At 57.8% G+C, this 12,782-nt stretch carries 12 protein-coding genes; 4 read left to right on the forward strand and 8 right to left on the reverse strand.

Going from position 1 to position 12,782, the window contains the following annotated elements; genetic code table 11:
- From GC165_17245 to GC165_17255, 3 genes are all read left to right on the forward strand, one after another.
- Positions 1-759: a DUF4465 domain-containing protein gene (locus GC165_17245; protein ID MBI1334618.1), complete on the forward strand. Its 759-nt coding sequence runs from the start codon at positions 1-3 to the stop codon at positions 757-759.
- Complete coding sequence (locus GC165_17250; GenBank protein MBI1334619.1) at positions 756-1,535, forward strand: PEP-CTERM sorting domain-containing protein; 780 nt, start codon at positions 756-758, stop codon at positions 1,533-1,535. The genes GC165_17245 and GC165_17250 overlap by 4 nt, the downstream gene beginning before the upstream one ends.
- A gap of 152 nt (positions 1,536-1,687) precedes the next feature.
- Positions 1,688-3,085, forward strand: coding sequence for an aspartate ammonia-lyase (locus GC165_17255; protein ID MBI1334620.1), 1,398 nt, complete (start codon positions 1,688-1,690; stop codon positions 3,083-3,085).
- Positions 3,086-3,274: 189 nt separating this feature from the next.
- On the opposite strand, the gene GC165_17260 is transcribed toward GC165_17255, so the two are convergent.
- Together GC165_17260 and GC165_17265 are read right to left on the reverse strand one after the other, a co-directional pair.
- Positions 3,275-4,954 (reverse strand): sulfatase-like hydrolase/transferase, encoded by a 1,680-nt coding sequence (locus tag GC165_17260; protein ID MBI1334621.1) that lies wholly within the window; start codon positions 4,952-4,954, stop codon positions 3,275-3,277.
- Between the two features lie 69 nt (positions 4,955-5,023).
- The gene (locus GC165_17265; protein MBI1334622.1) at positions 5,024-5,572 is read right to left on the reverse strand and encodes a DNA-3-methyladenine glycosylase I; all 549 of its coding nucleotides are present in this window, start codon (positions 5,570-5,572) and stop codon (positions 5,024-5,026) included.
- Between the two features lie 97 nt (positions 5,573-5,669).
- On the opposite strand from GC165_17265, the gene GC165_17270 reads away from it, so the two are divergent.
- Positions 5,670-6,590 (forward strand): hypothetical protein, encoded by a 921-nt coding sequence (locus tag GC165_17270; protein MBI1334623.1) that lies wholly within the window; start codon positions 5,670-5,672, stop codon positions 6,588-6,590.
- Here GC165_17270 and GC165_17275 read toward each other — a convergent pair.
- The 6 genes from GC165_17275 to GC165_17300 form a co-directional block, all read right to left on the reverse strand.
- The gene (locus GC165_17275; protein MBI1334624.1) at positions 6,581-7,570 is read right to left on the reverse strand and encodes a hypothetical protein; all 990 of its coding nucleotides are present in this window, start codon (positions 7,568-7,570) and stop codon (positions 6,581-6,583) included. The genes GC165_17270 and GC165_17275 overlap by 10 nt on opposite strands.
- A 101-nt stretch (positions 7,571-7,671) precedes the next feature.
- Positions 7,672-8,901, reverse strand: a complete 1,230-nt coding sequence (locus GC165_17280; GenBank protein MBI1334625.1) for a hypothetical protein — start codon at positions 8,899-8,901, stop codon at positions 7,672-7,674.
- A 41-nt stretch (positions 8,902-8,942) separates the two neighbouring features.
- Positions 8,943-9,335, reverse strand: a complete 393-nt coding sequence (locus GC165_17285; protein ID MBI1334626.1) for a hypothetical protein — start codon at positions 9,333-9,335, stop codon at positions 8,943-8,945.
- A complete protein-coding gene (locus tag GC165_17290) occupies positions 9,332-9,790 on the reverse strand; it encodes a hypothetical protein (protein ID MBI1334627.1) in 459 nt (152 codons plus the stop codon). Before GC165_17290 ends, GC165_17285 begins: the two co-directional genes overlap by 4 nt.
- A gap of 246 nt (positions 9,791-10,036) precedes the next feature.
- Entirely contained in the window at positions 10,037-11,626 is a 1,590-nt protein-coding gene (locus GC165_17295) for a hypothetical protein (GenBank protein ID MBI1334628.1), read from the reverse strand.
- 81 nt (positions 11,627-11,707) lie between these two features.
- A complete protein-coding gene (locus GC165_17300) occupies positions 11,708-12,733 on the reverse strand; it encodes an NAD-dependent isocitrate dehydrogenase (GenBank protein ID MBI1334629.1) in 1,026 nt (341 codons plus the stop codon).
- Positions 12,734-12,782 lie beyond the last annotated feature (49 nt).

Below are 12,782 nucleotides of genomic sequence, written 5' to 3' on the forward strand. Positions count from 1 at the left end.
ATGAAAACGCATATCACACTCGCGGCGCTGGCCCTGTCCGGCGCGTCCTTCGCCAACCTTGCGACCTTTGACGACCTCAGCCTCGCGCCCGGTTCGTACGAAAACACAGCCAGCTTCGCCAGCGACGGATTTGGCTTCAATAACAGCTACGATCCGACCTTTGGCTCTTGGGCCGGTTTCGCCTACTCAAGCGTCCAAGACGGCACCACTGCGGGCTTCGGAAACCAGTATGCGGCCAAACCCGGTGCCGCCCACAGCGGGGCCAATTACGGCGTCGCCTTCCAGGACTCGTTCACGCCTGTCACGCCGACCATCACGGTTCCCACCGGCCAGTCGCTGACCGGACTCTGGATCACGAACACGACTTACGCCTACTACTCGATGCACGATGGCGACGCCTTCGCAAAGAAGTTCGGTGGAGCCACCGGCAACGACCCCGACTGGTTCAAAGTCACCGCGACCGGCCTGATCGGCTCGACCATCACCGGCACCGCCGACTTCTTCCTCGCCGACTTTCGCGACTCCGACAACTCCAACGACTACATCGTCTCCGATTGGCGTTACTTCGACCTCACCGGCCTCGGCGCCGCGACCTCCGTCCAGTTCACGCTGTCGTCGAGCGATAACGGCGCGTTCGGCATGAACACACCCGCCTACTTCGCCATCGACGACGTCTCATCCGTCCCCGAACCGGCGTCCCTCGCCATCATCGCGTTCGGATTGGTCGGCCTCGCTCGCCGTCGGAGCCGCCGAGCATGAGGGCTCTTGTCGGGCTCGCCGTCCTCTTCGCCACCGTATCGGCCAATGCCCAGTTCGCCGCCCACGGAATCTCAGCCTCGGACCCATCCTTCACCGGATGGGCCACCGGCGTTAACAATCTGACCCGCGGACCGATGAACATCGCCAACCCCAGCTTGGGCTTTGCCAGCTATGGCTCCGCCTCCGACGCCCTCGGCGCACCTGGCGGCTGGAGCGGCGTGGTCAGCCTCGGCGATGGAGGCTCGATCACCGTCACCTTCGATCAGCCGATCACCGACGGTCCGGGTGACGATTTCGCCGTCTTCGAAAACGGTTTCGCCACCGGCGGAAACGTCTTCGCTGAACTCGGCTTCGTCGAGGTCAGCTCGAACGGAACTGACTTCTTCCGATTCCAAAGCACGAGCCTAACCCAAACCACGACTCAACTGGGAGCCTTCGCCTCCCTCGATCCGACCAAGGTCCACAACCTCGCCGGACAGTTCCCCGAACTCGAAGGTACGCCGTTCGACCTATCCGAACTCAGCGGAGTCTCGAACCTGCTGGACGTCAACGCCGTTCGCTACGTCCGCGTGGTCGATGTCGTCGGCAGTATCGACGATGCCTACGCGACCTACGATAACTTCGGCCACAAAATCAACGACCCCTGGAGCACACCGTTTGCGTCGGGAGGCTTCGACCTTGATGCCGTCGGAGTCATTCACGCCGTTCCCGAGCCGGGATCGCTAACCGCCTTGGCACTGGGGCTCGCCCTCATCCTGAGGCGGCGAAAGCGCTAGAGAGGGAGGCCGGCGGAACGGAACCGAGGCTCGATCCCTCGACCTTCCGCCCGCCGGCGATCCTCAAGAAGAATGCCCCTCGAAAAGATCGCAATAAGCATCTATACGGTGGTCTGACGCGCAACACCACCCATCGCATGTAGACTTTTGGTATGAACGTCCGCATCGAAAAAGATAGTCTGGGCGAGGTCCAAGTTCCCGCCAAAGCCTACTGGGGTTCCCAAGCCGAGAGAAGCCGCCTCCTCTTCCCCATCAGCGGCCTCACCGAGCACCCCCAGTTCATTGATGCCTACACGCGTCTCAAGAAGGCGTGCGCCCAGGCCAACACCGAACTGGGCCTCCTCGATCCCAAGATCGGTGCCGCGATTGTTGAAGCCGCCGACGAGATTCTATGTGGGCGATTCCGCGACCAATTTCCCGTCGATGTCTTCCACATGGGGGCCGGAACCTGCTTCCACATGAACGTCAATGAGGTGCTCGCCAATCGGGCCGAAGAAATCCTCGGCGGTCAGCTAGGCGAATACAAAATCGTCAATCCCAATGACCATCCAAACTTCGGACAAAGCACGAACGACACCTTCCCCACCGCCATGCGAATCATGAGCCGGGTCATGCTCGATGACCTGCTCGCCGCGGGTCACAAGCTGGCCGACGCGCTTGCGGCCAAAGGACGAGAGTTCGACCCGATCCTTAAATCCGGCCGGACTCACCTACAGGACGCCGTCCCCGTCCGCCTTGGTCAGGAGTTTGCCGCCTATGCCGCTGCCGTCCGAAAAGCTCTACGCTGGCTGGAGATGGCTGGTCACGAACTCGAAGAATTGGGCATCGGCGGCAGTGCCGCTGGAACCGGTCTCAACACTCATCCCCAATACCGCTTCCGAGTTATCGAACTCCTCGCCCAAGAAACTGGCATCCCTTTCCGCCCCGCCGAGGACCTTCGCGAAGCCATGCAGAGCAACTTCGCGATGGCGAGCCTCGCCGCTGGTCTGCGCATCCTGTGCCTGGAGCTCACGCGCATCGCCAACGACCTGCGCCTCCTCTGCTCTGGACCACTGACCGGCTTTGCCGAGATCGTCTTGCCTGCCGTCCAACCCGGGTCTTCCATCATGCCTGGCAAGATCAACCCGAGCATGGCCGAAAACCTCAATATCGTCCTCTACCAAGTGCTGGGCCAGTGCGCTAGCATCGAAGGCTGTGTCCAGGCCGGACAGCTAGAACTCAACGTCATGATGCCCGGCATGGTGTTTTCGTCTCAGTTTTCGCTCCAAATCCTAACCAATACGCTTCGCACGTTCACGACGAACTGCGTCGAAGGCATCACCGCCGACGAGGAGCGATGCCGCCATTACGCCGAGACCTCGCCGTCGCTGGCAACCGCCCTCAACACCTACCTCGGCTACAAAAAGACCGCCGAAGTCGTCAAGCAAGCGCTCAAGGAGAAGAAGCCGATCCCCCAAGTCGTTCGCGAACTCGGTCTCCTCGACGAAGAAACTCTCGCCAAAGCCCTCGATCCTGCCCTCCTCACCGAACCCGGCATCCCCGGCGGCTAGTCATGGACTGCGTCGAATAGGGAAAGCCCACTGGGAGTTGCGAGCGTCTCGCTCGCATAGCAAAGTCAGTAGAGGCGAAGCATCTGGGAGGGTGGGCATCTTGCCCATCTGGGAGCCATGCCTTGGGTTCCTATCTCTCGGGGCACAGGCGTCTCGGAGAAACACGGTGGAGTACCACCAACCAAGCCCCTACTTCGGCTTCGGAAAAACGTTATGCGTATCCGCCCACATCTGCCACCGATGCGACAGCCGATCCACAACGTCCGGATACTCGTCCGCCAAATCCTTCAGCTCCGTCTGATCCTGATTGATCCGGTACAAATGCCACTTCGGATTCCCCGATAGCGACACCAGTTTCCACACATCGTCGCGGATATACCGCGCCCCAAAGTGCTCATTGAACAGCAGGCCGTGCTGGGTCTTTGACTCTGTTCCCTTCAAAGTCGACAAGAAGCTGATCCCCGTCGTCGGCGTGATCTCATGCCCACGGTAAGTCGTCGGATACTTCGCACCCGCCATCTCGCAGAACGTCGCCATGAAGTCCATCACGTGCCCCCAATGGTCCGTGTACCCGCCCTTATGCCGAATACCCTTCGGCCAGAACGCAATCATTGGCGTGTGCAGGCCGCCCTCATACGACTGCGCCTTGGCGTACTGGTAAGGCGTGTTCGCCACGTTCGCCCATCGCGGCCCGATCGAACCGAACTGCGTTTCCGGCCCTGGCATCACCTTCTTCTTCACCGGATAGGCAATCTTCCGACCGTCGCGCGTTTCGCTCGGGCGGTCAAACCCCGGCCCATACGCCGCCGAAACCTCCGGGCTCGCCCCGTTGTCGCTCAGGAACAGAATCAGCGTGTTGTCGAGCTTTCCGTTCTTCCGCAAAGCATCGATGATCCGGCCGATTCCCTGGTCCATCCGGTCCACCATCGCCGCATGAACCGCCATCGCCCTGGCGTCCCAATCCTTGTCTGGATTATCCTCCCATTTCAAGTCGCTTCCCATTCGCGGCGACATCGGCGCCTTCGCCGGGTCGATCAACCCCATCTTCACCATCCGCTGGTACCGCGCCTCCCGAATCGCATCCCAACCCACCTTGTAGGTGTCCTCATACTTGGCGATCTCCTCCTTCGGAGCCATCAGCGGCCAATGCGGCGCGGTTTGTGCGACATAAAGGAAAAACGGCTTATCGTCTTTGCTGAACTCGTTGATATCCTCGACCGCCGTGTTGTTGATCGCGTCGGTGTGGTAGTACCCCTTCGGCACGCTCTCCACCGGCTTCGTCCCTTCCACTAAAGCAAAGGGGTCAAAGTAGTCGACCACTCCCCAAAGATTCCCGTAATACTTCTCGAAGCCGCGGTTGACCGGATACTGCTCGACCGGCGAGAAGAAAGGATGCGACTCCTGATGGTTCAGCCACTTCAGTTGCGCTTCCCCCGTCGGCTGTTCCTCGGTGTTCGAAACGTGCCACTTGCCCGCCATCGCCGTGTGGTACCCGGCGCTCTTCAAAACCTCGGCCAGCGTCACCGTGTTATCCGTCAGATAACCGCGATAACCCGGCTTGCTTCGGTCCGTCGTCATCTCGCCAATCCCGGCCTGCTGGTTATAGAGGCCGGTCAGAAGCGACGCCCGAGTCGGACAGCATCGCGACGTGTTGTAAAACTTGCGGAACCGCAGGCCGTTCTTGGCCAAAAAGTCGATATTTGGGGTGTGAATCTCGCCGCCGTAGCAGCCGACATCCGAAAAGCCGAGATCGTCCGCCAGGATCAGCACGATATTGGGCCGCGTGTCCTTCTTAACCGGCGTCCCCGGCGAAGAAACCGGAAACACCAAGGCGAGCAGCAACAAGAAAAACAGCCTTCGGAACTTCATCGACACACCCTTCATCTTACTTACCTCGCGCTCCAAGAACCAGGCGGACTCAAAAAGTGGACATATGACCTACCCCTTCACCCGGAAGCAATCCGGGTGATGGTCGTCCACCATCCCCACCGCCTGCATCCACGCGTATACGATCACCGGACCGCAGAACTTAAACCCCTTGATCTTCAACGCCGTCGAAATCGTCGCCGACAGCGGCGTCTCCGCTGGCACCACCCCGGACCGATTGACGATCGGCTTGCCATCCACAAAGCTCCAAACGAACTTCGAGAAATCGTCGATTTCCAAGAACTTGCGAGCCACTTCGATCGTCGCCAAAATCTTGGCCCGCGACCGAACGATTCCCGGATCATTCATCAGCCGCTCCACATCTTCGTCCCCATAGTCAGACACCACTACCGGGTCGAACCCATCGAACGCCGCTCGAAAGGAATCCCGCCGCTTCAAAATCACCGACCAAGACAACCCCGCCTGAAAGCCCTCCAGCATCAGCGTTTCCCAAAGCATCCGGCTGTCGTAAACCGGAATGCCCCACTCTTCGTCGTGATATCGCTCCATCACCGGGTCGCCGTTCGCCCAGGAACATCGTTGAACCGCCACATCAATCATAGTAGACATCAGTTTACATACCGCCTCCATTTTTGACAAGCCCCTTTTCTAGAAATTTTTCCAAACCCGACCGCCCCAGAGGTACCTTTACAGGTGGATGGCTCAATTTCGAGTTGGCTGTGTCCCCTATGTAAATGCGCGCCCACTGGTGGCCGTTTTCGACCAGCCCAATGAGTTCGTCGACGTCCTCTACGACGTCCCCTCGAAGCTTCCGGCGATGCTTGAATCCGGCAAGGTGGACGCCATTCTCGTCTCCAGTGTCGAGCTTCTGCGTCGCGACGACCTCTGGCCCGCCAGCACCGTCGGAATCATGAGCAATGGTCCGGTCCAAAGTGTCCGTCTTCTCTCAAAGGTGCCCGTCGGCCAGATCAAAAGCCTGGCCCTCGATCAAAGCAGCATGACCAGCAACATGCTCGCCCAAGTGCTTCTCGCCGAGCAAGGCGTCTTTCCCACCCTCGATAACCTGCCGCCCGATGGCCCCAATATGCTGAAGGACCACGACGCCTGCGTTCTCATCGGCGATCGAGGCTACGAAGCCGACGGGACAGGGTTGGTCGACATCGACCTCGGCCAGGCCTGGACCGAGATGACCGGTCTGCCGTTCGTGTGGGCCCTGTGGCTTGGACCGATTGCTAGCCAAGTGCTCACAAACATCCTGGGATATGCCTTTGCCGCCAGCGGCTTTGCATCCCTTCACCGCCTTATCGATACATCACCGGATTCGGCCCGCCCCCACGAACTAGATGCCCTTCGCGCGGTGTCAGAATCTGAGCAGTATCGTCGAGACTTTGTCATCCGCTCCGCTATGTCCCGATCGAGCTGGACCTACGACCAAGTCGAAAGCTATTTGGCCCACGGCGTCCGCTTCTCCAGCCACCGCGACAACGAGGCCCTCGCGAAATTTGCCGAGCTCATGACGAAGCACGGCCTATGCGAGGCGAAACTGCCGCACCAGGAATTCTTTGTGGGCCTTCATCAAGAGATTCTCGACCTCGTGCCGCAACCGGTTCAGAGATAGATCCGCAATCGCGGCTGAAAGCCCCGAAGCAGTGTCGCCGCGCGCTCCCGCACCACGTCATCCTTTGCCAGCAGGCTCACGGCCAAGCGGAAGAGATACAGCCTCGCCGTCGGACTCTTTGCCGCCCAGTCTCCAAGTTCCTCCTTGGTCACGCCGACGTCGCGGCGGAAAAGTAGTGGAGGCGACAGCGGAGAACCTGACTCAGAGGCGCAGGCGATTTGAAAACTGACGTGCCCCGGCTGTTCCCCTTCGACTCCGACAGACTTCGAAAACAGCGGACATATCGCGGCCGGAACCCAGTCGCCAAACTCCTCTGCCGCAAACGAGAGGTCCAGCATCCCCTCGCATAAAGCCTCATCACCCGTCAGTTTTGAAAGCCGTTCGATCGCCTTTTCAGGTTCAAGCGTGCGATAGTTCGGCAAGGGATCATCATCCCGTTCGATGGCCCGGGCGATCTTGCGCATCCAATCGTCTGCTCCATCGACCGTCGAATCGTGAGCCTTCGCCACCGTACGGGTCAAAATATCCCGGTCGGGCTCCGTCGCCTCGCGGTCCAGCGCAATCCGACCGTTCAACACGACTGCGCCGGGGATTCGCGCCCGACCGTCGAGTTGAAGCGCACACGTCTCGGCCATGCTGAGCAAAACCTTCGAACAATCGTCCGGCGTCAACAAAATCGACTTACCCGAAAGCCGAAAAGCATGAATGTCGAGAGCGTCGGACGTCTTGGCCGCTACCCACGGCCCGCCAACGTAACCAGCATCCGTCACCGGGACGGTTACAAAGAGCGAATTCGACGGCACCGCATTGCCGTGCAGACTGTACGTTCCATCCCCCGCGATTGTCTCTGCAACTGCCTCGGGCTTCGCCGTCCTCTGAAAAAGAACGAGACGGAGAATTCCCGTGTCCTTACCCGCTACCGTCACATGACCCCGCAGGGTCGTACCGAACGCGCACACTAGTCCGACAATTCCCAACATCTTTTTTTACAAGGAGTCGATTTATCAAAGATAGATAAACAGACCCCAAATCCCCCGAGAGGGATTGTAGTCGGGTTTTGTTCAGACGTCAAGTTAAGTTTTCATAAGGACCTAGGTCGCCTCATGCGATAAGCTAGACCCGCCCCGCCGAAGAGGAGAAAGCCCCCTGTCCCGATGTACAAAAGCTGCGTCGGAGAATTGTTGGGCGGAACGTCATGCTGAAACGACTGCCCGGCCAATTGCCGCACCTCGGCGTCGGATTTTGGCCGTTCCCCGATGACATACGGCACCGCTTTCGGGCCCTTCAGTCGATTATCCTGCGCCTGCGTTCCCACCGGCCCCATCGAGGTCATGTCTTTGACGTCTACCTTGTCTCCAAACTCCGCGCTTTTCAGCGTATAAGTCACCTGTTGGCTAAGGTGAGCCAGTGAGCCGCTTCGAAATTTCACGTCGACCTTGGTTGGCACCCTCGATCCGTTCGGATAGGTGTTGTAATGCTCGATATCGACCGTGAAGTACGGCGTCTTTGCGACCGACTCGGTAAAGTTGACCAAATCTCCCGAAGACGCATCGACCTCGAAGGTTTGCGTCTTTTTGTGGCCTTCCCGCACGACCTCTTGGTTCGCCCACGAAACGCCTCCCTCGATCCGCCCAAACCGATCGATCTGAACGAATTTACTGAGTGGGAGTCCGGCCAGAGGAATCGCCAAAACTCCACTGCCGATGGTCGATGGAAAGCTGTAAGTGGCCTCCTTATCGATATCCGCATCGATCCGTCCCGACGGCCCAAACCGGCCAACCGTGGAAAGCAACGAGCCGTTGCTAAAGTCGCGGATCACGTCCTGCTTATAGCTCATCGGCATCTTTAGCCCTTTCAACGCGAGGTTCCTGGCCGTATTCTCGGCGATCGCTTCGACCGCCTGCCAGTCCTCACCGGCGACCTTTCGAGCCAAAACCTTCTTCTCCACCGCCACCATGCTGCCAAACCGCCGTACGACGATCGTCCCCTTTTCCCACTTCTCGCCCGCATTGCGTCGGCTCATCTTCTGCCGGTAGAGCCAAACCCGGTCCAAATCGGCCTGAGTGTTGCCCATCTTCAACAGCGATTCTCGAATCTTGTCCGTCATTGGCGTCGGCGGCACAATCTGGCGAGCGTCTTCCCAACGCACATAGTCAAATTCGTATTGAGATCGATTCGATTCGGCTCCCCGAAAAAGGTCGTTTTCCAAAATGCGATTGGCTGGCTCGCCAGGGTTGGCCGCACAATGCGCCGCCACCAAAGTGACGGCGCAAAGGATCGGTCCTACCCTACATGGGTTGGAATGCTTCATAAACAAACTCCACAAAAACAGGTCTCGGCGACATCGCGACCCTAGTTCGTGATGTCCCCACCCGTACCGTTATCAAAGTCTTGGCAGGTAGGAGCATAGTCTGGGTTGTCCGTTACCGTTGTCCAAGAGACGTTCGTGAAATCACAATAGTTGCCGCCTGGATCGGATATACAGTACCCCTCGCGCTCATAGTAGAACGCGTAAACAAAGCTGTCGTGGCACCAACCGTAGGGGCCGTACTGACAAGAACTGCCCGTCGTGTGCTTTTCTTGCATGCACTGGGCGTCTGCCGTACATCCGCCGGGCGGATTCACGTAGGCCCAAGCGGGGTCGTTTCGAAGGCATAGCCCCTGCATGTCGGCGACCACCGTCGCGGCAATGACGAATATCCCACAGGCCGATGCAACCATCGGCAATTTTCGACTGATTTTCATGATCTATCTCCGAGATAGGCTAAAAACCGAAGGTCCAGACGACTGTCGTCGTGACCATTCACTTTGATTGTCGCGAGATTCCACACCCCCAACTTCACCGAATCGGTGGCGACACTCAGATCGCCCTCCGTGCTTTCCAGAGGCAGCAGATAATCCGAGTCGAACCGAAGGTCCAAACACGAGCAACCCGACGCCTTCGAAAGACGAATGGGGGTCATGGTGTTGTTGATGATGCGAAACTTCCCAGTCGCGATCTTCGATGTTCCGACTCTCAGCCTCAAATTGCTTTGGGCGAGAGTTAGCCCAGGCCGGAACCGCCATGGTGCGATGCCGTAAGCGGTGATCAATGCTCCGAGCACGATCAAAACCGCCGCGAACGAACGGCCAATCCACGTGCGTGAATGCCATTTTCGTTCCGATTTATCGCTGTCCACAGTGTCCTGAAACGATATCACGCCTCGACCAGAAAAGCAAGTATTTTTACCAGGTTTTGGCAAATCATTGAATCTGTCGAAGAATTCTCTCGCCAATCTTACGGCGGGCGCTCCAAAGAACCGTTACGGTGCCGATACAACCACAATTCCACGGGAAACACCCAATCTTGATAAAATATTTCCTGAATTAGTTAGATCGTTCTCATCATCCAAAGAAAAAGCACGGCCGCCATCGACGGCCGTGCCATTTTGTGCCAAAACCAGGTGCTAGCTCTTCTTCAGCAAACCGTCTGCGCGGCGGTTGTAGTTGCCACCGATCTCGCGGATGCTGAGGCTCAAGTCGAGGCGTCCGGCGCTATCGACCTTGCCCGTAAGCCGGATGTCCCATCGGCGATTCGATTTGTCCACGAGTTCGCCAACCGCCGAAAGCGACTGTCGAGCCCGATCGTACGTTCCCTTGAACGTGATGTGGAAGCCTTCGTTTCGCCCTGGAGCCAAGTAGCCGCTGACGTCCATCAGGTTGCTTCGCGAGTTCGACAGCTTGATCGAAGCGGTATGCGCCACCTTATCTCCTGCCAGGTTCACGACGTCGATGGTTCCTGCGTACGTTCCATCGATCTTAGCGTTCAGGTCGGCTCGCTCGCGGTCGACCGTAAACTTCTTCGTCGCCGACCAATCCTTCATGCCATTGCCGGTCGCCGTAACCTCGATGGTATAAACGCCCGCCTCATTGGTTCGAATGTCCAACGACTTGCGGGTTGTCCCGTTGATCTCAAGATTCAGACGATACGAATCGCTGGCGACCACCCGTCCGCTCGGACCAAGCACTCGCACCGAAACCGAAGCAGGCATCGTCTCGTTTCGACCACCCGTGTAATAGACTCCGATGTCAGCCGAGACCGTCTCATCCATCTTGATCTTCCCGCCTTTCATTCGAATGTCGCCGCTCAGCTTCATGTCGAAGTTGGTGCCAGAGGGATTCCCGGTGGTGCCACGCAGGCGATAAGTCTTATCGATCACGCTGGATGATGAATTTCGCAGGTCCAGCTTCTCGGTCACGCGACTCTGACCGCCGCCGTCGACCGTCACCGTATAGACCGCCTTCTTGGTCAACCGAACCGAGGCGTTCCCACTCGAATCCGTCGTAACCGTCTTGCTTTCGCTTCGGTCATCGGCTTCAAAAGTCACCCGCGCTCGCGAAATCGGATTGCGGCCCGACGAGTCCATCGTTCGCACCATCACCATGCGCTCCAAAGTCGTTCGCTTCAGGTTGAAGACCGCAACGGTATCGCGTCGAAAGTTGGTTATCACACCAGCCGTGTACGTTTCGAAGCCGTTGGCCGAAACGCTCACCGAAGTGCGTGCATTCGGCGCATTGTCAATCGGGATGATGGCAAGCCCATTCGATCCCGACAAATATCGTTTCGCAACCGTCGCATTGCCAAGGGTGATCTCGGCCTGAGCGCCTCGGATCGGTTCGTTCGTATCGTCCGTTCGAGCGAAAACCAGAATCTTCTCAGACTTGTTCGGGCCTAAGCGAAAATCAATCTGGGTTGGCCTGTTGGATGACAACGTGACTTCTTTCATTTGGTATGCGAAGTCGTCCTTTGTCGCAACGACAATATACTTTCCACCCCGCACTTTCGCCACAACCGCATTGCCGTCACGGTTAGTGACCGCGGCATTGACAAAGAACGGCGACTTCTCCGGACCGATAAGGACAATGGCGGCACCGGTAATAGCTCGGCCAGCCGAATCTTTCACCGTCATAACGATGTCGGACTGGGCATTGGCTGCAACCGCTCCCAAGAGGAACGCGGTGACGCCGAAGAGTTTTGCAGTGCTATGACGTTTCATATCTTCTGATTATGAAACGCGTACGCCTATTCGGCAATTACAAAGTGTAGGTCCTTCGCCAGAAGAACCTACCGAAATACCTTACTTCGCTACGAGTTCGCCCGCGGTCTTGATGACCTCGCGCTTGTATTCTTCAGTCGTCGCCTTGCCGCCAAGGTCGATGGTCAGGCATTGCCCTTCATCGCAGACCTGGAGAACCGCGTTGAGGATTCGATCTGCCTTCTCGTTCTCGCCCAGGTGGCGAAGCATCATCAGAGCCGACAGAAGGAGCGCTGTTGGGTTGGCGACGCCCTTGCCTGCGATGTCCGGCGCCGAACCGTGCACCGCCTCAAACACCGCGCATTTCGCGCCGATATTGGCCGAAGCCGCAAGCCCGAGACCGCCGACGAGACCGGCGCAAAGGTCGGAAACGATGTCGCCATAAAGGTTCTCGGTGACGATCACATCAAACTGCTCGGGGTTGATGACCAACTGCATACAGCAGTTGTCGACGATGATGTCGTCGGCCTTCAGATCGGGATATTCCTGCGCCGTCTTATAGAACTCTTCGAGGAACATGCCATCCGTGAGCTTCATGATGTTGGCCTTGTGGACAGCCGTGATGCGCTTTCGACCCTGTTTGCGAGTCATGTCGAACGCGTATTTGAACAAGCGCTGACATCCTGGCCGAGTGATGACCTTAATCGATTGAGCGACGTCCGGATGGGCCTTATATTCGATGCCCGCATAGAGGTCTTCCGTGTTCTCTCGAACGATAATGAGGTCGATATGCTTACCTTCGAACGGACCGTGGACGCCTGGCATCGTCTTCGTCGGTCGAACGTTCGCAAAGAGATCGAGGGCCTGACGAAGGATCACGTTCGCAGATTTATGGCCGGTGCCCACCGGCGTGGTGGTCGGCCCTTTGAGCGCAATTCCCAGTTCGCGGATGGTTTCGATGGTCTCCTGCGGCATGGCATCTTTGCCTTTTTCGACCGCACCAAGACCGCCTTCCAGGTAAACCCATTCGGCTTCGAACCCTACAGATTCGAGGATGGAAATCGTCGTCCGAGTGATCTCCGGCCCGATTCCATCGCCAGGGATAACCGCAATCTTTCGTTTGCTCATTACTGATTAATATTGGCAAAATTACCGGGGATAAGTATTGGTTCGTTAA

The sequence above is a fragment of the Armatimonadota bacterium genome (assembly GCA_016125185.1).
GTDB lineage: Bacteria > Armatimonadota > Fimbriimonadia > Fimbriimonadales > Fimbriimonadaceae > Fimbriimonas.

What these genes read in the sequence shown, in the direction of transcription:
- GC165_17245 (MBI1334618.1), top strand. Translation starts at nt 1, where the DNA reads ATGAAAACGCATATCACACTCGCGGCGCTGGCCCTGTCCGGCGCGTCC.
- GC165_17250 (MBI1334619.1), top strand. Translation starts at nt 756, where the DNA reads ATGAGGGCTCTTGTCGGGCTCGCCGTCCTCTTCGCCACCGTATCGGCC.
- GC165_17255 (MBI1334620.1), top strand. Translation starts at nt 1,688, where the DNA reads ATGAACGTCCGCATCGAAAAAGATAGTCTGGGCGAGGTCCAAGTTCCC.
- GC165_17260 (MBI1334621.1), bottom strand. Translation starts at nt 4,954, where the DNA reads ATGAAGTTCCGAAGGCTGTTTTTCTTGTTGCTGCTCGCCTTGGTGTTT.
- GC165_17265 (MBI1334622.1), bottom strand. Translation starts at nt 5,572, where the DNA reads ATGATTGATGTGGCGGTTCAACGATGTTCCTGGGCGAACGGCGACCCG.
- GC165_17270 (MBI1334623.1), top strand. Translation starts at nt 5,670, where the DNA reads ATGGCTCAATTTCGAGTTGGCTGTGTCCCCTATGTAAATGCGCGCCCA.
- GC165_17275 (MBI1334624.1), bottom strand. Translation starts at nt 7,570, where the DNA reads ATGTTGGGAATTGTCGGACTAGTGTGCGCGTTCGGTACGACCCTGCGG.
- GC165_17280 (MBI1334625.1), bottom strand. Translation starts at nt 8,901, where the DNA reads ATGAAGCATTCCAACCCATGTAGGGTAGGACCGATCCTTTGCGCCGTC.
- GC165_17285 (MBI1334626.1), bottom strand. Translation starts at nt 9,335, where the DNA reads ATGAAAATCAGTCGAAAATTGCCGATGGTTGCATCGGCCTGTGGGATA.
- GC165_17295 (MBI1334628.1), bottom strand. Translation starts at nt 11,626, where the DNA reads ATGAAACGTCATAGCACTGCAAAACTCTTCGGCGTCACCGCGTTCCTC.
- GC165_17300 (MBI1334629.1), bottom strand. Translation starts at nt 12,733, where the DNA reads ATGAGCAAACGAAAGATTGCGGTTATCCCTGGCGATGGAATCGGGCCG.